A 21,464-nucleotide genomic window follows, 5' to 3' on the forward strand; every position below is an offset into this window, starting at 1 on the left:
ATTAGCCATACATCAATGACGACAATTCATTATTTACATACTACCAAATTACTTAGAATGCCCCCGTTTTTTATTGGAGACCAATCATGCGCAGTTATTTGCTTCTGCTGGCGATCGGCCTGTTGTGGGGATCCCAGTTTATCTTCATGCACCAGGCCGTGACCGAGCTGCCCCCCATCCTGGTCGCGGCAGGACGTGCCCTGTGCGGCACCCTTACCCTGGGCCTGCTCTGCTGGTTCCTGAAGTTGCGCAGCGAACACACCCCCTGGCGCACCTACATGCTGATCGCCCTGCTCGATGCCACCATCCCCTTCATCATGGTGGCCTGGGGCCAACAATATGTGGACAGTGCCATCGCCGCCGTGGTGATGGGATGTATCCCGTTCGTGACCATTCTGATGGCGCCCATGTTAATCAGCGGTGAAAGAATCACCAAGGGCGGGCTGATCTCTGTGCTGCTCGGCTTCGTGGGCGTGGTCGTGCTGTTCTGGCCCAAGCTCTCCCAGGGGATGAATGCCGGCCTGCTCGGCTCCCTGGCCATCCTGTTCGGCGCCAGCTGCTTCGCCATCGGCCTGTTGATGATCAAGCGCTTCGCCAAGGATCACCCTGTAGTCGTGGCACGCAACATACTGCTCTCTTCTGCCGTGCAACTGCTGCTGGCCGCCCCCTTCGTCACCGATCTGGCGAGCCTCTCCCTGCCGAGCGAGAAGACGGTAGGGGCCGTGGTCACCCTGGGGATCTTCTGTACCGGCCTGGTCTACTACCTCTACATGGCCCTGATCCAGAAAGCCGGCCCGACCTTTGCCTCTTTCAGCAACTACCTGGTGCCTCTGTTTGGCGTCCTGCTCGGTGCCCTCTTCCTGGGTGAACAGGTACAACAGACCACAGGGGTAGCCCTGGCCCTGATCCTCGGCTCCGTGGCCATGAACCAGTGGGCTCAACAACGTCGGACCCGTCAGGAGTCCCTATGTCAGGCATCCTGATCACCCTGTGTGGCGGACTGGTGCTGATCGCCGCCTACCAATACCGTCTGAGAAGCGCGGCGCTGCTCGGTCTCTCCATGACCCTGCTGCCCTGGTTCTTCGACGCCAAGCTTCAGGCCATCGCCAGCTACGCCCTGGGCAGTGGCACCTGAACACTCCATGTGTGCTTGCGGGGGCCGCCATGCCCCCTCATTTTGGGATTGAACCTCCGATTGTCCCTTCGCCGGTGCCCTGCACCGGCTTTTTTGTCGCTGCCATCCGATAGCGATAGGCCAACCGTTCATTCTTGCGTGGCCCCAGGATCTGCCAGCTCAGATCGAAACCATCCTCACGACGCACCAGGCGCGCCTGATAACGATCGGCGCCACACAGGTGGGGCTCGTCACTCTCCCATACCCCGACGGCGACAGGCTTTAACTCGAACAGATGGACCGGCGAGCCGAAGCGCAGGTGGCAGAGGGTGATACCCGCCTCCCCCCGTTGCCAGCCGTAGCTGTTGCTCATGGTCAGCACCTTTCCATGGGGGGTGGTGTAGTCTCCGCTCTCGTCAAACCTCAACCCCTGCTGCCAGGGCCGGGGGCTCACGATCCCCTCGCCACTACCGGACCAGTCGGTTCGGGAGCCTTCTCCTTGGCGCGCCTCGAAGGAAAATGAGGCTATCTGCGCCAAACAGCACCAGAGGGAGTGGATCTCTCCCCGCTCATCCGTCATCATGCCGCCCACCCTTTACAACTGAACACTTCTCATCCTCATGAACTATCTCGTTGGCGTGACCCTGCTCTGGGCCTTCTCATTTAGCCTGATCGGCGTCTATCTGGCCGGCCAGGTGGATGCCTACTTCTCGGTGCTGACCCGCATCGTACTGGCCAGCCTGGTGTTTCTCCCCTTCCTGAAGATACGCGGACTGAGACCCGGCCTGATCCTGCGGCTGATGATACTCGGGGCGACCCAGCTTGGACTCATGTACCTCTTCTACTATCACTCCTTCCTGCTGCTCACCGTACCCGAAGTGCTGATCTTCACTATCTTCACCCCCCTCTACGTGACCGCCCTCTACGATCTGATGGAGCGGCGTTTCAATCCCCGCTTCCTGTGGGGCGCCCTGCTGGCGGTGGCGGGGGCGGCCATCATCCGGTTCAACGGGCTGACGGGCAATTATCTGCTGGGGTTCCTGGTGGTGCAGGGGGCCAACCTCTGCTTCGCGCTGGGGCAGGTGGGTTACAAGGTCGTGATGGAGCGGGAGCCAACGCCCCTGCCGCAACACAGGGTCTTTGGCTGGTTCTATCTGGGGGCCCTGGCGGTCGCCCTGCCCGCCTGGTTGCTGCTCGGCCAACCCAAGTACCCCACCAGCGGGGTCCAGTGGGGGATTCTGCTCTGGCTCGGGATCGGTGCCTCCGGGCTTGGCTACTTCCTGTGGAACAAGGGGGCCACCCGGGTCAGCAGTGGTGTGCTGGCGATCATGAACAATGCGCTGATCCCGGCCGGTCTTATCGTCAACCTGCTGCTCTGGAATCAGGGCACCGACCTGCTGCGCCTCACCCTGGGAGGCCTGGTCATTGCCCTCTCACTGCTGGTCTGTCGTCCCGCTAGCCGACAACCGAGTTAAATTCGCGCCGCGCCTGGCCATGGCAACCGGCCAGGCGCGCCAGCAGATGATCCATCTGCTCACCCGGCTGATACTGCACCAGGCCACAACTCACCGTCACCGGGCGACCCGGCAGCAGGCTGGCATCGGCGATCGTCAATCGCAGCGCCTCGGCCATGGTCAGGGCGCTCTCGCGCCCAACCCCAGGTAGCAGCAGGATGAAAGAGTCCTCATCCCAGCGGGCGAAGGGCTCCTCTCCCCCCAACTCGTTGCGCACCAGGCGGGCCAGCTTGGCCAGCATGGCATCGCAATCGGCCTCACCAAACAGCTGCAGAATCTTCGCCTTGTGGTCAACGGTAAAACGCAGCAGACAGAACGCCTCCTCATGAGACTCACCAAGATGGGTCGCCAGGCGCTGCTCGAAACGGATCCGACTGTCGAGGCCAGTCAGGGGATCGATCTCCATCTCGGGATCGAGACGGGAATGGAAGGGTTCGCACAGGCGTATCACGCCCAGCAGTTGCTGCTCTGCGATACGCTGGGCTCGCTCCTCGACACGCACATAGTGTCCATCGTGGTGCAGGATGCGGTACTCCAGATGCATCGAGGAGAGGCGGCCCGAGAAGCAACCGTTGAGGGTCTCGATCAACGCGGCACTGTCGTCGGGATGAACCCTGTCTACCCAGCTGAGATCATCCAGTGACTCTCCCTCCAGCCCCAGCAGGGCCAGACAAGCGGGATCCCTGCGCAGCCCGCTCTGGGGATCCCAGAGCCAGAGACCCGCCTGCAGCAGACCGAGAGCCTGCCAGGCATGGTGTAATTCAAGACGCTTTACCACGTGCATCAGGGGAAGATGAAGCGGACTCATAATCGACCTCACGAAGGGGAGCAGGCGATGTCCCATCATATTTATCACCCCCTCAACAAGGGAGCAATGGGCACCATTTAACCCCTCGAATATCCCTCCATCAGACTCTGCCAGTTGCCCGGCACCCAATGGAAACTGGTATGGAGTCCGGCCTCTTTGTTAAAAGAGCGCAGCAGCCGCTCCAGATTGCCCTGCTGCCAGGCGCCGGGCGAACGGATCCCCCCCTTGTCGAAGTCGATCACCCATACCTTGCCATCCCGATCGATAAGGATGTTATGGCTGTTGAGATCGGCGTGATAGACGCCCGCATCGTGAAAACGACGCAAGACGGCCCCTATCTGCAACCAGGTCTCTCTTGGGATGGCCCCCTTCTTGAGCAGCTCGACCAGATCTTTGGCACCGCGAATCCGCTCCAGAATGATATCCGCTCGATAGAAGGGGCCACTGCGGCTCATACGGGCCGCATAGGGTCTCGGAACCGGCAGACCCAGCTCACACAGGCGCTCGAGCAGGGCAAACTCGGCCATGGCACGACTGCCGTCGATGCCCTCGAACCAGAAGCGATCGCGCACCAGCCGACCCACCATGCCGCCACGGTAGTAGTGACGCAGCACCATGTGTTTGCCATCGAGTTTCACAAACCAGGTGACGCCTCGTCCCTGGGACGAGCCGATCACCGCCTTCTGGGCCTGCCACCATCGGGGATCGAAGAGGTGAGGGTGAGGGTCTGAAAACACCTGATCCGCATACCAGCAGATCTGGCGGTGATGATTGACGACGCGCATGACTAGGTTCCGGCTGATGAGTCGGCGCAATTTTACAATCCGGGGGAGAGTTTGCATAATGCCGCAAACCCCTTTTTCCCCAAATGCGTCACGCCATGCCGCTGTTTCAGACTCCCCCCCGCACCCTGTGTATACTGCGCCTCTCCGCCATCGGCGACTGCTGCCATGCGCTGGCCCTTATTGGAGCCATTCGTCACGCCTGGCCAGAGACCCGCATCACCTGGATCGTCGGCAAGCTGGAGGCCAGCCTGTTCGCCAATCTACCCGGTGTGGAGGTGATCCCCTTCGACAAGAAGGAGGGATGGCAGGGTTATCGCAAACTGTGGCAGCAGCTGAAGGGACGCCGCTTCGATGCCCTGCTCCATCTGCAGGCCGCCCTGCGCGCCAGCATCGCCACCCTGGGCATCAGGGCCGAAGTGAAACTGGGCTTCGACCGGGCGCGGGCCAACGACGGCCAGTGGCTCTTCACCAACCACAAGGTGCCCTCGCCAAGCTCCCCCCATGTGCTCGATGGCTTCCTCGCCTTCGCCCGTGAGCTCGGCATTACCGACCCCCAACCCAGTTGGGATCTTCCCATCGCCCCCCAGGACCACGCCTGGGCGCGGGAGACGCTGGGGAGCAAACCGACCCTGCTCATCTGTGCCGCCGCCAGCAAGGCGTTCAAGAACTGGACTGCCGAGGGGTATGCCGCCCTGGCCGATCACGCCGCCGAGCGGGGCTTTCAGGTCTTCCTGTGCGGGGGGCCAGCCCGGCTGGAGCGAGACCTGGCCCAGGCGATCGCGACGCACTGCCGCATCCCGCCCGGCAACCTGGTCGGTCAAACCCGGCTGCCCCAGTTGCTGGCCCTCATCGCCGAGGCCAGCCTGGTGCTCTCCCCGGATACGGGACCGGCCCACATGGCCACCATCACCGGCACCCCGGTGCTCGGACTCTATGCCCACCATAACCCCGAGCGCACCGGCCCCTATCACAGCCGGGAGTGGGTGGTGAGCGTATACCGTGAGTGCATCGAGCGGGAGACGGGACGCCCTCTCGAGCAACTCGACTGGCGCACCCGCCTCAAGGATCCCGACGCGATGAAACAGATCACCCCGGAACGGGTCATCGAACGGTTCGACGCGTGGCTAAAGACTCAGGAAAATCCTTCGACTAAACCGAATGAATAGCCAGAAATAACCTGATAGCCCCCCCGGAGGGGATTGGAGAGAATGCCCGTCGCGTGGAGAGCGATCCCGCAGCAAGCCAATTTGTTTCTGAGGCTGGAGTCACTCCAGCCATTTTTTTATCCGCACCACTCTGCTAGAATTGCGCCCCCTTTATATCCCCCGGCCAATCCGTGTGGCAGTCCCCCTTCCGGGCAGATGACCGCCGGGTTTGCTACAACCAGAGTATCTGTTTCAGGAGCAAGGTGAGCCATGGCGCAGCAAGGCACCCTCTACATCATCTCCTCCCCGAGCGGGGCGGGTAAGTCCAGCCTGATCAACGCCCTGCTGACCCAGCATAACGAGGCAGGCAAGATGATGCCGTCGGTCTCCCACACCACCCGGGCACCGCGTCCGGGCGAGGTCGACGGGCAACACTATCACTTTGTGCCGGTGGAACAGTTCAAGGGGCTCATCGAGCGGGGTGATTTTCTGGAGTGGGCCGAGGTCTTCGGCAACTACTACGGCACCTCCCGCGCCGCCATCGAGGCCAATCTGGCCCAGGGCATCGATGTCTTCCTCGATATCGACTGGCAGGGCGCCCGCCAGATCCGCGAGCAGATGCCCACCAAGTCGATCTTTATTCTGCCGCCGAGCCGGACCGAGCTGGAGCGTCGCCTCATCGGCCGCGGTCAGGACAGCGCCGAGGTGATTGCCGGCCGCATGGCCAAGGCCACGGCCGAAATGGTGCACTATGACGAGTATGACTACGTCATCATCAACGAGGATTTCGAGCAGGCACTGTTTCAACTGCGCGCCATTCTCGAGAGCCAGCGCCTGACCTTGGCAAACCAGCAGTTGGCACAGCAGGGGTTGCTGCAACAGCTACTGGCGGAATAAGCTAAAACCAAGTAATATTTTGCGTCATTTTTAAACACTGGAGTCCTGCATGGCACGCGTTACTGTAGAAGATGCTGTAAAACAGGTGGGTAACCGTTTTGACCTGGTGCTGGTCGCCGCGCGCCGCGCCCGCCAGATCGCGGTTCAAGGCAAAGAGCCCCTGGTAGACGAAGAGAACGACAAGCCGACCGTGATCGCCCTGCGCGAGATCGAACAGGGTCTGGTCAACAACCAGATCATGGACGCCCAGGATCGCTACGAGCAGCAGGAGCAGGAAGCCGCCGAACTGGCCGCCGTTGCTGCTATCGCCGAGGGTCGCGGCTAAGCCATCCCTCCTCGCAAGGGCCCATCTACGGGCCCTTGCCCCATTTACAAGCGATCAAAAACCTCGCACACTCAAGCCCAACCACCCTGCCATGGATAACCGCTAACTGCTTGTGGGGCTGCCTTGTATCTATTTGAAAGTCTTAAAGAAGTAGCCAATTCCTATCTGCCGTCCGAGCAGGTGGAGAAGCTGAGGCAAGCCTATGTGATGGCCCGCGATGCCCATCAGGGACAGATGCGCTCCAGCGGTGAACCCTATATCACCCACCCGGTGGCGGTTGCCCGCATCCTGGGTGACATGCGCCTCGACCACGAAACCCTGATGGCCGCCGTACTGCACGACGTCATCGAGGATACCCCGGTCACCAAAGAGGATCTGGCCGAACAGTTTGGCGATGCCGTTGCCGAGCTGGTTTCCGGCGTCTCCAAGCTCGACAAGCTCAAGTTTCGCGATCGCAAAGAGGCCCAGGCGGAAAACTTTCGCAAGATGATGATGGCCATGACCCAGGATATCCGGGTCATCCTCATCAAGCTGGCCGACCGCACCCACAACATGCGCACCCTGGGCTCCCTGCGACCGGACAAACGCCGCCGCATCGCCCGCGAGACCCTCGAGATCTTCGCCCCCATCGCCAACCGCCTCGGCATCCACACCATGAAGAACGAGCTGGAAGAGCTCGGCTTCGAGGCGCTCTACCCGATGCGCTCCCGGGTGCTGCGCGAATCGGTGCGCCGCGCCCGCGGCAACCGCCGCGAGATCATCGAGTCGATCCAGAGCGAGATCGAGGGTCGCCTCGGCGAGGCGGGTATCGAGGCCCAGGTGAGCGGCCGCGAGAAGAATCTCTTCTCCATCTACAACAAGATGGAGAAGAAGGAGCTGCAGTTCCACGAGGTGATGGACATCTACGCCTTCCGGGTCAAGGTAAAGGACATCGACACCTGCTATCGGGTGCTGGGCCAGATGCACAGCCTCTACAAGCCGCGTCCCGGGCGCTTCAAGGACTACATCGCCATCCCCAAGACCAACGGCTATCAGTCCCTGCACACCTCCCTGGTGGGGCCGCACGGGGTGCCGGTCGAGGTGCAGATCCGCACCGAATTCATGGACCAGATGGCCGACAAGGGGGTTGCCGCTCACTGGGCCTACAAGCAGGACGGTGACAGTTCGGGCACCACGGCCCAGATCCGCGCCCAGCGCTGGATGCAGAGCCTGCTCGAGTTGCAGCAGAGTGCCGGTAGCTCCTTTGAATTCATCGAAGGGGTCAAGACCGATCTGTTCCCGGACGAGATCTATGTCTTCACCCCCGAGGGGCGCATCATGGAACTCCCTGCCGGTGCCACACCGGTGGACTTCGCCTACACGGTGCACACCGACATCGGTCACTCCTGCGTGGGAGCCCGGGTCGACAGGCACCCTTACCCCCTCAGCAGCCAGCTCCATTCCGGTCAGACTGTCGAGATCATCACGGCCCCCGGCGCCCGCCCCAACGCGGCCTGGCTCAACTTCGTGGTGACCACCAAGGCACGCTCCAAGATCCGTCAGTTCCTCAAGAACCTGCGCACCGAGGAGTCGGTCGTGCTGGGCCGTCGCCTGCTCAACCATGCCCTCGGCGCCAAGAACATCGAGGACATCCCCGAAGACAGGGTCAAACAGGTACTCACCGATACCAAGCACGACTCCCTGCAGGGGCTGCTGGCCGACATCGGCCTCGGCAATGCCATGAGTGTCATGGTGGCACGCCGCATGCTGGGTGACACCCTGCCCCCCGAGGAGCTGCCCAAGAGCAGCAACAAGAAGATGCCGATCAAGGGGGCCGACGGCCTGCTGGTCACCTTCGCCAACTGCTGCCGGCCGATCCCGGGGGATGCCATCATCGCCCACGTCAGCCCCGGCAAGGGACTGGTGATCCACCAGGAGACCTGCCGCAACATCAAGGGCTACAGTCGGGAGCCGGACAAGTACCTGCCGGTCCAGTGGGAAGTGGACAAGGAGCAGGAACAGGAGTTCAAGACCGGCGTTAACATCGAGATCGTCAACCATCAGGGTGCCCTGGCCGAACTGGCCAACGTCATCGCGGCCACCGGTGCCAACATTCACGGCATCAGTACCGAGGAGAAGGATGGCCGGGTCTATCTGGTCAGCCTGCTCATCACCACCAAGGGCCGCATCCATCTCGCCAACATCATGCGCAAGATTCGGGTCATGCCCGATGTGCTGCGCGTGAGCCGGCAGAAAAATTGACCAGACGGGCGGCGCAAGCCGCCCGCTGCTTTAAGAAGAGAAGAGTCATGACCCCCGAACGCTTCAAGCGCATCACCGATATGCTGGCCATGCGTCAGCTAGATCTCACCGTCTGCCTGGAAGAGGTCCACAAGCCCCACAACCTGGCCGCCATAGTGCGCACCGCCGATGCCATCGGCATTCACAGGGTACATGCGGTGTGGCCGCGCAAGCGCATCGCCAAACGCAAGGGCACGGCGCGGGGCAGCCAGAACTGGGTCGATGTGAAACTGCATCAAGACATTCACACCGCCGTGGCCGAGCTCAAGGCCAGTGGCATGCAAATCCTGGCCACTCACCTATCCGAGAGCTCGGTAGACTTTCGCGCCATCGACTACACCAAACCCACCGCCATCCTGCTCGGCCAGGAGAAGTTCGGCATCACCGACGAGGCGCTGGCCCTGGCCGACCACCATGTCGTGGTGCCCATGGTCGGCATGGTGCAGTCCCTCAATGTCTCGGTCGCCGCCGCCGCCATCCTCTATGAGGCGCAGCGCCAACGGGAGCTGGCCGGCTGCTACACCCGCGGCTGCCCGCTGGATCCCGAAGAGCAGAACGCCATCCTGTTTGAAGGGGGACACCCCATCTTCGCCAGGATCTGCAAACAAAAAGAGCTTCCCTACCCCCGACTCGGCCCCGAGGGAGAGATCCTGGCCGACGAGGCCTGGTGGCAGAAGGTACAGATGACCCGCGACAGCTGGACGCATCTGGACGACGAGGAAGAGTCCCTGGAGGAGTAATGGAGAACCCGTTCGGCAGCTGGCTCGAATCCCGGGTGATTCGCGATCACCTGAGCAACCCCAATATCGAGGCGGGGGAGTACAGCTACTACTCCGGCTACTACCACGGCAAAGCGTTCGAGGACCACTGTGTCCGCTATCTGCTGGGCGATGGCTCGACCCGTACCACCTGGGAGAGCGGCCAATGGGGTGAGGTGGACCGCCTCATCATCGGCAAGTTCTGCTCCATCGGCTCGGGCGCCAGCTTCCTGCTCGCCGGCAATCAGGGCCACCGCATGGACTGGATTTCTACCTTCCCCTTCGATGCGGCCCGCTTCGGTGACGGGGTCAAAAGTGGCTTTCAACGCAAGGGAGACACCCGCATCGGCCACGACGTCTGGATCGGCTCGGAGGCGATGATCATGCCGGGCATCACCATAGGAGATGGCGCCGTGATCGCCACTCGCGCCGTGGTGACCCGGGATGTGGCCCCCTACACCATAGTCGGTGGCAACCCGGCCCAGCCCATCCGCCGCCGCTTCGGTGATGAGCAGATTGCCATGCTGCTGGAGATGAGCTGGTGGGATTGGCCCCTCGAGACGCTCAAACAACACATGCCCCTGCTCTGCTCGGGGGAGATAGAGACCCTTTACCGTATCTGGCAAACGGAGATTGCATCATGAAGGCCGCCTGGCTGCTTACCCTTGCCCTGTTGACCCCTGGAGTATTCGCCTTGACCACACCACTGAGCACCGAAGAGCACCTCGAGGCACTGCACCGCGACCTCTTACCCGCCTTCTGGCAGCAACATGCCCGTGAGGGGGAGTTTATCGGCAAGGACCAGGTGCCCATCCGCTACGCCGTGCTGCGTCACCCGGGCAGTGAGCGGGCCATCATGGTGGTGAATGGCCGGGTCGAAACCTATCTCAAGTATCAGGAGCTGGCCCTGGACCTGTGGAATCAGGGCTACAGCCTCTATCTCATCGACCACCGAGGTCAGGGGCGCTCGGGCCGGATGCTGCAGGACCCGCAGAAGGGGTATGTGGCCCATTTCGAAGACTATGTGGATGATCTCAAGACCTTTCACGACCGGGTGGTAGAGCAAGACAAACCGGCCAAGGTGTTTATCCTGGCTCACTCCATGGGGGGCGCCATTTCGGCACGCTATCTGGAACGCTGGCCTGACGACATCCAGGCCGCCGTGCTCTCCTCCCCCATGATGGGCATCAACCTCGGCGGCCTGCCAGCCTGGCTGGCCAAGGGGCTGGCGAGCACCATGGACACGGTCGGTGGCTGGTTTGGCGAGCCCCCTTATGGCCCCGGCCAGGGACCTTATGCCGATCATGGCTTCGCCGACAACGAGCTGACCCATAGCCCCCGGCGCTATCAGCTGTTTCGGGAGCAGTACGAGCGAACCCCCGAAGTGAAGCTGGGCGGCGCCACCGCCCACTGGATCCGTGAAGGGATCCTGGCCGGTGAGCAGATCATCGCCGAGGCGGCGCAGATCAAGACGCCGCTTCTGCTGCTGCAGGCGGGCGAGGACAGCGTGGTGGATAATTCCGCCCAGGATGCCTTCTGCCTCGCGGCGCCCTGCGAGGGAGGCAAGCCGATGCGTATCGAGGGGGCCTGGCATGAGCTCTTCATCGAGCAGGATGCACAGCGCCAACCGGCGCTGCAGGCAGCTCTCGCATTCCTTGAACGCTACTGAGTCGGCTATTTTTTGGGCTGCTAAATAAATGGGGTGGCGGGAGCAGGTGCTGTACACTGCTCCCGCTTTCATTCGTAACCCCGAGGTGATGATGTATAAAGTTGTTGTATCCGATCTCGACGGAACCCTGCTTAACGGCGCCCACCAGATCTCGGCCCGCACCCGCGACACCTTGCATCGCCTGGTGCAGCAAGGGGTCAAGTTTGTGATGGCGACCGGCCGCCACTATGTGGACGTACGCCATATCCGCGATACCCTGGGCCTCGACATCGACCTCATCACCTCCAACGGTGCCGTGGTTCACGACCCCAGCAACCGCCTGGTTTTCAACCAAACCATCGCCGACGAGACGGCTCGCGAGCTGGTCACACTGGCACGGGACCCTGCCATTCATCTCAATGTCTACTACGGGGAGGAGTGGCTGGTCGAGGAGGAGATGCCCTGGCTGCTGCAGTTCCACTCCGAGTCGGGTTTTACCTACCGCAAGGTTGAATTTGCCACCCACCCCATGGACAAGATCAACAAGGTCTTTTACATCGGCGACCACCAGAAGCTGCTCACCATCGAGCAGCAGCTCAAGGCCCGCTACCAGGATAGCCTCAACATCACCTTCTCCCTGCCGGATTGCCTGGAGGTGATGCACGGTGAGGTGAACAAGGGAAGTGCGGTACGTGCAGTGCTGGCCAAGAACGGCCTGACGCTGGAGCAGGCCATCGCCTTCGGCGACGGCATGAATGACTTCGAGATGCTGAGCATGGTCGGCCACGGCGTGGTCATGGGTAACGCCCATGACCGCCTGCTGCAGGCCCTGCCCGAACACCAGCGTACCCTCACCTCGGATGAGGATGGCGTGGCCCACTATCTGGAACGCTGTTTCGCCCTGTGAGATCGCAAACGGGAACCCAGGGTTCCCGTTTTGTTTACTGCCAACGAAAGCGTTGGTTGTCACCGCCGTGGCAGGTCCACAGGAGCACAGGCGTGCCGCTTTCCGAACGCCCCCGCTCGACATCTAGGCAGAGGCCACTGTTGCGGCTGACGAGGCGGCCACGCTCCCAGCGCCACTGTTGGTTGCTGCCACCGTGACAATCCCAGGCAATGACCCGGGCCCCCGGATCCCTGTCGTTACCCGAGACATCCAGGCACTTGTCGCCAATCCTCACCCTGTCACCATCGAGGCGAAAGCGCTGATTGTCACCCCCGTGGCAATCCCAGAGTTGCAGGCGGTTGCCATTACGGATGCCACCCGCAATGTCGAGACATTTGCCGCTGCTCGCCAACAGTTGACCGCCCTTCTCTTCCCGATTGCGGCGCTCCTTCTTCTCCTGCTTGTGGTCGTAGTAGGCGGCCGCACCTATGGCGCCAATCACCACGGCCCCCAGCAGGAGGTCGTTGCCATCCAGGCTCTGGCACCCTCCCAGAGAGAGGGAGAGGCAGGCGGCGATCAGAGGAGAGGGGCGCTTCATCCAGCCTCCCCGAGCGAAAAGCTTTGATTGGCACCGCCGTAGCAGTCGGCCAGACGCAGGGGCGTGCCCGCCCGATGGCGATTACCGGCCACATCGAGGCACAGTTTGGAATCGGAATCCTGCAGGCTACCGAGGCGCCAAACCCAGCGCAGTGCCTCATCACATCCTGCCAGCTGCAGCCCTCCTCCGCCCTGACCGAGACAGTAGCCGCCGCTGCGCAGACGTCCCTGCCACCAGACCAACTGCTCGCCCTGCTGATCACGACAGGGGCGGGTCACCACCCCCCCCAGGGGCTGTGGCTCGAGGCAGAAGCCGCTACTGGTGAGCACGCTAGGCCCCGATGGTGCGGCCACATCGCCTTGGTGCAGATAGGGGTTGATCAGATCCTGAGTCGGGGGCTGCCAGGAGCAAGCCGCCAGCAGGAGGGTCGAGCCGAGGCTCATCCCGGAGCGAAGAGTGGTATGGGTCATTATTATCAAGCCTGAACGACGCCGGCTCCGATGCCGGAAAGCCTGAGTTATATCATGTCCCCCCTCGTGGCCAAGGGGGGAAATGTAAACAAACGTGACCGTCTAGACCCTGAAACGTCCCAGCAAGGCCAGCTGTTGATCGATCTGACCACGCATCTCGAGGCAGTGCTGTGCCTGCTGCTCGGCCCCCTGCGACACCTCCTGACTTATGTCGCGGATATTGGTGGTGTTGCGGTTTATCTCCTCGGTGGTCGAGCTCTGCTCCTCGGCGGCAGCGGCTATCTGCAGGTTCATGTCGTTGATCTGGCTGATGGCATCGCGGATCCGGCCCAGCACCTCGTTGGCCTCCTGAGCGTCCTGGGCAGTCTGGCTGGCGATGTCGCGGCTCTGCCGCATCTTCTCTTCCGTCTGCCGTACCCCGACCTGCAGCTGATCGATCATCTCGCGGATCTCCCGGGTCGACTGCTGGGTACGTGATGCCAGCGAACGCACCTCATCGGCGACCACGGCAAAACCACGGCCCGACTCCCCGGCCCGGGCGGCTTCTATGGCCGCATTGAGGGCCAGCAGGTTGGTCTGTTCGGCGATGCTGGTGATGACCGACAGAATAGACTCGATATTTTGGCTGAAACGGGCCAGGTCGTTGACGGCGGCTCCGGTCTGCTCCATCTCGTCGGCCAGGCGCTGAATGGCGGAGGTTGAACGAGAGACCACAGAGACCCCTTGCTCCGTCTCTTCGTTGGCCGCATGGGCCGCATGGGCCGCCGCCTGGGCATGCTGGGCCACCTCGTTGGCCGTCGAGGCCATCTGGTTCATGGCCGTGGCCAGCTGATCCAGCTCCTGCAACTGCTGTTGCAGGCGATCGGCGGCCATGTAAGCCTCATCCGATGTCTGCTGACAGCTGCCCTTTATCTGGCTGGCACTGAACATCACATCGCTGATGAGCTCCTGCAGATAACCGACAAAGCCGTTAAACTCCCGAGCCACCAGGCCAAACTCATCCTGGCTCCGATCCGGCAGACGTCGGGTCAGGTCGCCCTCACCCCGGTTCATCTCTTGCAGCGATCCGCTCAGGGCATCGAGGGGATGCAGCAGCGCCTTGGTCAGCATCCCGAGCAGCACCAGGCTTATCAACACCCCGATGACAATCCCCACCATAGCCCGTGCCTGCACCGCCGATGCGGCGGCATTGACCTTCTCGGCATCGAGGACGACACCGATATACCAATCCATCCCTTTCAGGTTGCTCAGGGGCGTAAACGAGAGCATCAGCTCTCGACCATCGTGCTCTATGGTGGTGAAGTTTTTCTCGAGGGGAACCCGACTGCCCAGCAGCTCGGTGTAATTCTTCCCGTTCCACTGGTTATCGGGATGGGAGACGATATTGCCATTGCCCGCCAGCAGGAAGGCATAGCCGGCCCCGTTGAAACTGGCCGTATTGAGGGCATCCGAGACCGTCTTCAAACTGAGGTCACCACCAAATGCCCCCTTGAACTGCCCCTTTTCGCTCAGCTTGGCGACCGCCGAGATGAGGATCTCACCGCTGGCCGCATCCGGGTAAGGCTCGGTGAGAACGGCCTGATTGGCCGCCTTGGCCACCCCGTACCAGGGGCGCTGCCTTGCGTCCCAATTGGCAGGATCCCAGCTCTTGTCGTTGGTGATGCGCTTTCCATCGCTGTCGAGCCCGCCGAAAATCAGCAAAAACTCCTGCTTCAACAAGGGGGTATCGAAGGTGGACTGGATCCGTGCCGGAGTAAACTCGCCATCGATTTGCTGCGCCATCATGTCGATCAGAGCCAGCTTGCTCCCCAGCCAGTTCTCTATCTGACGGGCCAGGGCATCACTGGTTTCACCGATATCAGAGGCCACCTGATGACTCATGGTCGATTTGACCTGGCTGACCTGGACCCAGGAGAGGGTGCTGATGGCCAGAAAGAGGATGCCGGCGGCAGCCAGCCCTATTTTGTGGGACATCTTCATAGAGAACTTCCTTGTCTGCTGCGCAACGGGTAGATGGCTTGCCAAAAACCTCTTTGAGCGTAATACAGATTTTCACCATGTCCGTTCAGGTCCCCCATGGGACCCTGGCCACGGCTCAGGAGGTAAGGAAGAAGGTAAAACGAAAAAACCGGCCCTTGAGGCCGGTTTGATGCAAGGTGGTCGGTGATAGAGGATTCGAACCTCTGACCCTCTGGTCCCAAACCAGATGCGCTACCAGACTGCGCTAATCACCGATGAAGACAGATAAACAAAAAGACCCTTTCGGGTCAATCGTAGAATATGGTGCGAAGAGAGGGACTTGAACCCTCACGTCCGGGGGACACTAACACCTGAAGCTAGCGCGTCTACCAATTCCGCCACCTTCGCACAGTGCACAGCAAATTAATGGGGTGGCTGATGGGACTCGAACCCACGACAACCGGAATCACAATCCGGGACTCTACCAACTGAGCTACAGCCACCACAGCTGTTATTCGACAACTCCTGCACCCGCTATGCGGCACGCTTAATGGCGCGCCCGACAGGATTCGAACCTGTGACCTCTGCCTCCGGAGGGCAGCGCTCTATCCAGCTGAGCTACGGGCGCCACGCTGTCGAACGGGGCGCAATATTAATGATGCCCCCCCATCCTGTCCAGCTTTTTTTTATCCCCTTCATCTGACTGCCCATTTTTAAGACATAATGCGCAGGCATTAGACAAAGGGACCAAAAATTCCTCTTGTCGCCCCCGGTTGCGGCTTGACTTGCCTGACTCCCCCCCTAGAATGAATGAACGTTCATTCAAAGCTGACATCATGGACAAACGCGAACGCATCTTTCAGGCAACCCAGGAGCTGCTGGCAGAGAAGGGGTTCCACGGACTCTCCATGTCCATGGTGGCAAAACAGGCCGCCGTGGCGACCGGTACCATCTATCGCTATTTCAGCGACAAGGATGACCTGCTACGCCAACTGCATCGCCACGTTCATATCCAGGCGCTGGCGATCATTCTGGCCGATCATGACCCGACACAGCCCCCCTTCGAGCAGTATCGACGCCTCTGGCTGAATGCGTTCAGGGTGTTAAGCGAGGACCCCGACGCCCTGCGTTGCAAGGCGCAATACGAGGCCTCCCCCAACTACCCCGAGATCGAGCTGGATGTGTGGGACCTGTGGCAGCCCATTCTCGACTTCTTCGAGCAGGGGCGCGTGACCGGCCTGTTTATTGACCTGCCCCCGCGTCTGCTCAGCGCCTTGAGCCTGGACTCTGTCGTGCACATTGCCCACCTGGCTCGCCTGCAAGTCTCTGCGCTGGACGAACAGCAGATAGATACGATTATTCTCGCCAGTTGGCGAGCCATTTTGGTTCCTTAACTTAACCCCCAGGAGTGAGAGCTCATGAAAAAGTGGATGGGCATCATGTTGCTCATCGCGCTGGCCCTGTTTGGCAGCGTGATCGGTTTCAATCTGTTCAAGCAGAAGATGGTTGCCAACTTTATGGCCAACCGGCCTGAACCCGAATTCCCGGTGACGGTACACAAGGTTGCCACAGAGGCCTGGGTACCGACCATAGAGGCGATCGGTTTTATCGAGCCCAACCAGGGGGTGACCCTCACCACCGAGCAGTCGGGAACCATCGACACCATCAGCTTCGAGTCGGGTCAGACCGTCAAGGCCGACCAGCTGCTGCTGAGCCTGGATGCCAGCGTCGAGAAGGCCAACCTGAGCGCCTCCCTGGCCAGACTGCCGGCCGCCAAGGCCAAGTACGAGCGTTATCGCAACCTGCTGACCAAGGGCTCTATCTCCCAGGATCAGCTCGATGATACCGAGGCCACCTACAAGTCGCTGCTGGCGGACATCGAGAGCCTCAAATCCACCATCGCCCGCCGCGAAGTGCGCGCTCCGTTTGCCGGTGTCGTCGGCCTGCGCAACGTCTTCCTCGGCCAGTATCTGCAGCCGGGGACTGACATAGTGCGTCTCGAGGACACCAGCGTGATGCGCCTTCGCTTCACTGTGCCGCAGACCGATATCTCCCGCATCCACCTGCAGCAGCCTATCCTGATCAACGTCGATGCCTATCCGAGCCGCCAGTTCAAGGGCCATATCAGTGCCATCGAACCCGCCGTCAACTATCAGAGCGGCCTGATCCAGGTGCAGGCTGACATCCCCAATAACGACGGTCAGTTGCGCTCTGGCATGTTTGCCCGCGCCAGCATCCTGTTGCCCGCCATCGAGCAACAGATAGTGCTGCCCCAGACCGCCATCTCTTTCACCCTCTATGGGGAAAACGTCTATGTGGTGCGCGAGAGTGAGGAGCAAGACAAGGATGGCAATACGGTCAAGGTCAAGCGGGCCGAACAGGTCGTGGTCAAGGTGAGCGAGCGCAAGGGTAACGATGCCCACGTGGTCTCTGGCATCCAGGCCGGTGATGAGGTGGTCATGTCCGGCCAGGTTCGTCTGAGCAATGGCGCCAAAGTGAAGATTGTGGACGAGAAGGGACTCGCAGTCCCCGCACAACCCCCCATGCTGTAACACGCGGAGAGACAGATGCGTTTTACCGACATATTCATCAAGCGCCCTATCCTGGCCATCTCGATCAGTTTCCTGATCGCCTTGCTGGGCTTGCAGGCCATCTTCAAGATGCAGGTGCGCGAATACCCCGAGATGACCAATACGGTCGTCACGGTCAGCACCAGTTACTACGGTGCCAGTGCGGATCTGATCCAGGGCTTTATCACCCAGCCTCTGGAACAGGCCATCGCCCAGGCAGACAACATCGACTTCATGACCTCGTCGACCCAGCTGGGCAGCTCGACCATTACCGCCTACATGAAGCTCAACACCAACCCGAATGCGGCCCTATCCGACATTCTGGCCAAGGTCAACTCGGTACGCTCCCAGCTGCCGAAGGAGTCTGAGGACCCCTCGGTCACCATGTCGACCGGTTCGACCACGGCGGTGCTCTACATCGGCTTCACCAGTCCCGAACTCAACGCCAGCCAGATCACCGACTATCTGGAGCGGGTCATCAAACCCCAGCTCTTCACCGTCGGTGGCGTCTCCAAGGTCGATATGTACGGGGGGACCAAGTATGCCCTGCGGGTCTGGCTCGACCCGGCCAAGATGGCCGCCTTCAACCTGACGGCAGCCGACGTGATGGGGGTGCTCAACAGCAACAACTACCAGTCTGCCACCGGTCAGGCCATCGGCTACTTCACCCTCTACAACGGCAACGCCGAGACCCAGGTCAACGACACCGAGGAGCTCAAGCGCCTGGTGGTCGCGACCCGTGACAGCAAGGTGATCCGCCTGGCTGACATCGCCAAGGTGACCATGGAGAAGAGCCACGACGTCTATCGGGCCACCGCCAACGGTCGCGAGGCCGTGGTGCTGGCCATCAACGCCGCTCCCACCGCCAACCCCATCAATATCGCCCACGATGTGCTGGAGCTGCTGCCGGAACTCAAGCGCAACATGCCAAGCACCATGGAGTCCAACGTTCTCTACGACTCCACGGTCGCGATCAACGAGTCGATCCACGAGGTTATCAAGACCATCGTCGAGGCGGCCCTCATCGTACTGGTGGTGATCACCCTGTTCCTCGGATCCTTCCGCGCCGTGCTGATCCCCATCATCACCATCCCCCTCAGCCTGATTGGCGTGGTGATGGTGATGCAGATGTTCGACTTCTCCATCAACCTGATGACCCTGCTCGCCATGGTGCTCGCCATCGGCCTGGTGGTGGATGATGCCATCGTGGTACTGGAGAACGTGGATCGTCACGTGAAAGAGGGTGAGGATCCCTTCCGGGCCGCCATCATAGGTACCCGCGAGATCGCCGTCCCGGTCATCGCCATGACACTGACCCTGGCAGCCGTATATGCTCCTATCGCCCTGATGGGGGGGATCACCGGCTCCCTGTTCAAGGAGTTCGCCCTGACCCTGGCAGGCGCCGTGTTTGTCTCTGGCATCATCGCCCTGACCCTGTCGCCCATGATGTGCTCCAAGATGCTCAAGGCCAACGAGGCCCCGGGCAAGTTTGAGAGCAAGGTGCATCACCTGCTGGATCGTATGACGGCCCGCTATGACGCCATGCTGCACGCCATCATGCACAAGCGCATCGTGATCCTGACCTTTGCCGTCATCGTCTTCGCCAGCCTGCCGCTGCTGTTCAGGTTCATTCCGAGCGAGCTGGCCCCCAGTGAAGACAAAGGGGTCATGGCCGTGCTGGGGACAGCCCCCTCCAATGCCAACCTGGACTATATCCAGGGGACCATGGAGCAGGTCAACAAGGTGCTCGACGAACAACCTGAAGTGGCCTTCTCCCAAGTCTTCTCCGGGGTGTTTGACTCCAACCAGGCCTTCGGCATCGCGTCGCTGGTGCCCTGGAGCCAACGTGAGGCCAGCCAGAAGGAGGTATTGGACCGGGTCGCCCATCTGGTCAAGGATGTGCCCGGCATGTCCATCACCACCTTCCAGTTCCCCGAGCTGCCGGGCGCCTCGAGCGGCCTGCCGGTGCAGTTTGTCATCACCACGCCGAATCACTTCGAGAGCCTCTATCAGGTGGCCAGCGAGATGCTGGCGGCGGTGCAGGGGAGCGGTCGCTTCGTCTACTCGACCCTGGATCTGAACTACGACTCCGCCACCATGAAGATCAAGATCGACAAGGACAAGGCGGGCGCCTACGGCATCACCATGCAGGACATTGGCATCACGCTGGGTACCATGATGGCGGATGGCTACGTTAACCGGATCGATCTGGACGGCCGCTCCTATGAGGTGATCCCGCAGGTAGAGCGTAAATACCGCCTCAACCCCGAGTCGATCAAGGGCTACTATGTGCGGGCCGCCGATGGCCAGTCCATTCCCCTTGGCAGCCTCATCTCCATCGAGGTGGTCGGTGAGCCCCGCGCCCTGCCCCACTTCAACCAGCTCAACTCGGCCACCATTGGTGCCGTGCTGATGCCGGGGACCACCATGGGCGATGCTATCGGTTGGCTCGATGGCAAGGCCGACGAACTGTTGCCCAAGGGCTACCGTTACGACTATATGGGTGAAGCCCGCCAGTTCGTCACCGAAGGTAGTGCCCTTTACGCCACCTTCGCCCTGGCCCTGGCCATCATCTTCCTGGTGTTGGCAATCCAGTTCGAATCGGCCCGCGATCCTCTGGTCATCATGGTCTCGGTCCCGCTGGCCATCAGTGGCGCCCTGATCGCCCTGGCCTGGGGGGCGGCAACCATGAACATCTACTCCCAGGTGGGCCTCATCACGCTCGTGGGTCTGATTACCAAGCACGGCATCCTGATCTGCGAGGTGGCCAAGGAGGAGCAGCTGCTGCACGGCCGCAACCGGATGGAGGCCGTGATGGCCGCCGCCAAGGTACGTCTGCGCCCCATCCTGATGACCACGGCCGCCATGATCGCCGGCCTCATCCCGCTGCTCTATGCCTCCGGCGCCGGCGCCGCCCAGCGCTTCAGCATCGGTATCGTCATCGTCGCGGGGCTGGCCATCGGCACCCTGTTCACCCTGTTCGTGCTGCCGGTCATCTACACCTATCTGGCCTCGGAGCACAAACCCCTGCCGGAGTTTGACGAGTCGATTCCGCCCAAGGCCAAGGCGGGAAGCCACTGACCAATGGTCAGGTACCAAGAGGGGAGCATTCGCTCCCCTTTTTTAATGACAAGATTGCTTAACACTTCACACACAAGCGTTTAAATGCCTGTAACTGTTCGGTTATAATCACGCCGTTTCTAGGGATAATAATGCCTGCTGGGAGTATGTGAGCGTGTTAAAACAACTGAGCCATCTGCTGGTCGTCGGCATCACCGCCGCCAGCCTTTCTACCGCGGCCCTTGCCGCCACCCAGGATATGTCACCGGAGGCCATCGCCGAGCGCACCAAACCGGTTGGCAGCGTCTATTCTGCCCAGGACCTGGAAGGCATAGCCCCGGCCGCCACCCAGACCACCTCCGCCTCGTCCGGCCCTCGTGATGGTGAAGCCGTCTACAAGGGTGCCTGCTTCGCCTGCCACGACACCGGAGCCGCCGGCGCCCCCAAGCGTGGTGACAAGGCAGCCTGGGAGCCGCGCGTCGCCCAGGGCTTCGACACCCTGCGCAAGCACGCCATCGAAGGCTTCACCGGCAGCCACGGTGTCATGCCTGCGCGCGGCACCTGTGCTGCCTGTAGCGATGAGGAGATCGAAAACGCCATTCACTACATGACGGACAAGATCTAAAGCATGAACAGGGTCACTCGGG

General features: G+C 61.2%; 21 protein-coding genes and 4 tRNA genes. 15 read left to right on the plus strand and 10 right to left on the minus strand.

Annotation, left to right across the window (positions count from 1 at the left end; genetic code table 11):
* The first annotated feature begins 86 nt into the window (after positions 1–86).
* Together AB5Y48_RS17480 and AB5Y48_RS17485 are read left to right on the plus strand one after the other, a co-directional pair.
* The gene (locus AB5Y48_RS17480; RefSeq protein ID WP_050666448.1) at positions 87–983 is read left to right on the plus strand and encodes a DMT family transporter; all 897 of its coding nucleotides are present in this window, start codon (positions 87–89) and stop codon (positions 981–983) included.
* On the plus strand, positions 968–1,135 hold the full coding sequence (locus AB5Y48_RS17485; RefSeq protein ID WP_168929940.1) for a hypothetical protein: 168 nt from the start codon (positions 968–970) through the stop codon (positions 1,133–1,135). Before AB5Y48_RS17480 ends, AB5Y48_RS17485 begins: the two co-directional genes overlap by 16 nt.
* A 37-nt stretch (positions 1,136–1,172) precedes the next feature.
* On the opposite strand, the gene AB5Y48_RS17490 is transcribed toward AB5Y48_RS17485, so the two are convergent.
* On the minus strand, positions 1,173–1,694 hold the full coding sequence (locus tag AB5Y48_RS17490) for a DUF6314 family protein (RefSeq protein WP_227002262.1): 522 nt from the start codon (positions 1,692–1,694) through the stop codon (positions 1,173–1,175).
* Between the two features lie 40 nt (positions 1,695–1,734).
* Between AB5Y48_RS17490 and AB5Y48_RS17495 the strand changes: the two genes are divergently transcribed.
* Complete coding sequence (locus AB5Y48_RS17495; RefSeq protein ID WP_136614457.1) at positions 1,735–2,589, plus strand: carboxylate/amino acid/amine transporter; 855 nt, start codon at positions 1,735–1,737, stop codon at positions 2,587–2,589.
* Here the strand turns inward: AB5Y48_RS17495 and AB5Y48_RS17500 are convergent.
* Both AB5Y48_RS17500 and AB5Y48_RS17505 read right to left on the minus strand, forming a co-directional pair.
* Complete coding sequence (locus tag AB5Y48_RS17500; RefSeq protein WP_368165398.1) at positions 2,570–3,412, minus strand: GGDEF domain-containing protein; 843 nt, start codon at positions 3,410–3,412, stop codon at positions 2,570–2,572. The genes AB5Y48_RS17495 and AB5Y48_RS17500 overlap by 20 nt on opposite strands.
* Before the next feature lie 101 nt (positions 3,413–3,513).
* On the minus strand, positions 3,514–4,221 hold the full coding sequence (locus tag AB5Y48_RS17505; RefSeq protein ID WP_050666444.1) for a 3-deoxy-D-manno-octulosonic acid kinase: 708 nt from the start codon (positions 4,219–4,221) through the stop codon (positions 3,514–3,516).
* A gap of 83 nt (positions 4,222–4,304) precedes the next feature.
* Between AB5Y48_RS17505 and AB5Y48_RS17510 the strand changes: the two genes are divergently transcribed.
* The 8 genes from AB5Y48_RS17510 to AB5Y48_RS17545 all read left to right on the plus strand — a co-directional run bounded on the left by AB5Y48_RS17510 (position 4,305) and on the right by AB5Y48_RS17545 (position 12,181).
* Positions 4,305–5,387, plus strand: a complete 1,083-nt coding sequence (locus tag AB5Y48_RS17510) for a glycosyltransferase family 9 protein (RefSeq protein ID WP_368165292.1) — start codon at positions 4,305–4,307, stop codon at positions 5,385–5,387.
* Positions 5,388–5,636: 249 nt separating this feature from the next.
* Positions 5,637–6,263, plus strand: coding sequence for a guanylate kinase (gmk, locus tag AB5Y48_RS17515; protein ID WP_368165294.1), 627 nt, complete (start codon positions 5,637–5,639; stop codon positions 6,261–6,263).
* A gap of 49 nt (positions 6,264–6,312) precedes the next feature.
* Complete coding sequence (gene rpoZ, locus AB5Y48_RS17520) at positions 6,313–6,588, plus strand: DNA-directed RNA polymerase subunit omega (protein WP_050666441.1); 276 nt, start codon at positions 6,313–6,315, stop codon at positions 6,586–6,588.
* A 123-nt stretch (positions 6,589–6,711) separates the two neighbouring features.
* Complete coding sequence (gene spoT / locus AB5Y48_RS17525) at positions 6,712–8,829, plus strand: bifunctional GTP diphosphokinase/guanosine-3',5'-bis pyrophosphate 3'-pyrophosphohydrolase (RefSeq protein ID WP_050666440.1); 2,118 nt, start codon at positions 6,712–6,714, stop codon at positions 8,827–8,829.
* 47 nt (positions 8,830–8,876) lie between these two features.
* Positions 8,877–9,608, plus strand: coding sequence for a tRNA (guanosine(18)-2'-O)-methyltransferase TrmH (gene trmH, locus AB5Y48_RS17530; protein ID WP_060583552.1), 732 nt, complete (start codon positions 8,877–8,879; stop codon positions 9,606–9,608).
* Complete coding sequence (locus tag AB5Y48_RS17535; RefSeq protein WP_050666438.1) at positions 9,608–10,270, plus strand: CatB-related O-acetyltransferase; 663 nt, start codon at positions 9,608–9,610, stop codon at positions 10,268–10,270. Before trmH ends, AB5Y48_RS17535 begins: the two co-directional genes overlap by 1 nt.
* Positions 10,267–11,295, plus strand: coding sequence for an alpha/beta fold hydrolase (locus AB5Y48_RS17540; protein WP_368165296.1), 1,029 nt, complete (start codon positions 10,267–10,269; stop codon positions 11,293–11,295). Before AB5Y48_RS17535 ends, AB5Y48_RS17540 begins: the two co-directional genes overlap by 4 nt.
* Positions 11,296–11,386: 91 nt before the next feature.
* Positions 11,387–12,181 (plus strand): Cof-type HAD-IIB family hydrolase, encoded by a 795-nt coding sequence (locus tag AB5Y48_RS17545; RefSeq protein ID WP_368165298.1) that lies wholly within the window; start codon positions 11,387–11,389, stop codon positions 12,179–12,181.
* Positions 12,182–12,215: 34 nt separating this feature from the next.
* On the opposite strand, the gene AB5Y48_RS17550 is transcribed toward AB5Y48_RS17545, so the two are convergent.
* The 7 genes from AB5Y48_RS17550 to AB5Y48_RS17580 all read right to left on the minus strand — a co-directional run bounded on the left by AB5Y48_RS17550 (position 12,216) and on the right by AB5Y48_RS17580 (position 15,815).
* On the minus strand, positions 12,216–12,758 hold the full coding sequence (locus tag AB5Y48_RS17550) for a lectin (protein ID WP_235513012.1): 543 nt from the start codon (positions 12,756–12,758) through the stop codon (positions 12,216–12,218).
* Positions 12,755–13,228, minus strand: a complete 474-nt coding sequence (locus AB5Y48_RS17555) for a ricin-type beta-trefoil lectin domain protein (RefSeq protein WP_050666436.1) — start codon at positions 13,226–13,228, stop codon at positions 12,755–12,757. The genes AB5Y48_RS17550 and AB5Y48_RS17555 overlap by 4 nt, the downstream gene beginning before the upstream one ends.
* A gap of 102 nt (positions 13,229–13,330) precedes the next feature.
* Positions 13,331–15,208, minus strand: a complete 1,878-nt coding sequence (locus AB5Y48_RS17560) for a methyl-accepting chemotaxis protein (RefSeq protein WP_224160405.1) — start codon at positions 15,206–15,208, stop codon at positions 13,331–13,333.
* A 177-nt stretch (positions 15,209–15,385) separates the two neighbouring features.
* Positions 15,386–15,462 (minus strand) — tRNA-Pro (locus AB5Y48_RS17565).
* 47 nt (positions 15,463–15,509) lie between these two features.
* Positions 15,510–15,595: transfer RNA gene (locus tag AB5Y48_RS17570), tRNA-Leu, on the minus strand.
* Positions 15,596–15,614: 19 nt separating this feature from the next.
* Positions 15,615–15,690: transfer RNA gene (locus AB5Y48_RS17575), tRNA-His, on the minus strand.
* A gap of 48 nt (positions 15,691–15,738) precedes the next feature.
* Positions 15,739–15,815, minus strand: a tRNA-Arg gene (locus AB5Y48_RS17580).
* A gap of 208 nt (positions 15,816–16,023) precedes the next feature.
* Between AB5Y48_RS17580 and AB5Y48_RS17585 the strand changes: the two genes are divergently transcribed.
* From AB5Y48_RS17585 to AB5Y48_RS17600, 4 genes are all read left to right on the plus strand, one after another.
* Positions 16,024–16,581, plus strand: a complete 558-nt coding sequence (locus tag AB5Y48_RS17585; RefSeq protein WP_136614462.1) for a TetR/AcrR family transcriptional regulator — start codon at positions 16,024–16,026, stop codon at positions 16,579–16,581.
* Positions 16,582–16,605: 24 nt separating this feature from the next.
* The gene (locus AB5Y48_RS17590; RefSeq protein ID WP_136614463.1) at positions 16,606–17,739 is read left to right on the plus strand and encodes an efflux RND transporter periplasmic adaptor subunit; all 1,134 of its coding nucleotides are present in this window, start codon (positions 16,606–16,608) and stop codon (positions 17,737–17,739) included.
* 15 nt (positions 17,740–17,754) lie between these two features.
* On the plus strand, positions 17,755–20,838 hold the full coding sequence (locus AB5Y48_RS17595; RefSeq protein ID WP_050666432.1) for a multidrug efflux RND transporter permease subunit: 3,084 nt from the start codon (positions 17,755–17,757) through the stop codon (positions 20,836–20,838).
* A gap of 148 nt (positions 20,839–20,986) precedes the next feature.
* Positions 20,987–21,442 carry a cytochrome c5 family protein gene (locus AB5Y48_RS17600; protein WP_050666431.1) on the plus strand — a complete coding sequence of 152 codons (456 nt, stop codon included), beginning with the start codon at positions 20,987–20,989 and terminating at the stop codon, positions 21,440–21,442.
* The last annotated feature ends 22 nt before the right edge of the window (positions 21,443–21,464 follow it).

Source organism: Aeromonas sp. R6-2 (assembly GCF_040908155.1).
Taxonomy (GTDB): domain Bacteria; phylum Pseudomonadota; class Gammaproteobacteria; order Enterobacterales; family Aeromonadaceae; genus Aeromonas; species Aeromonas schubertii.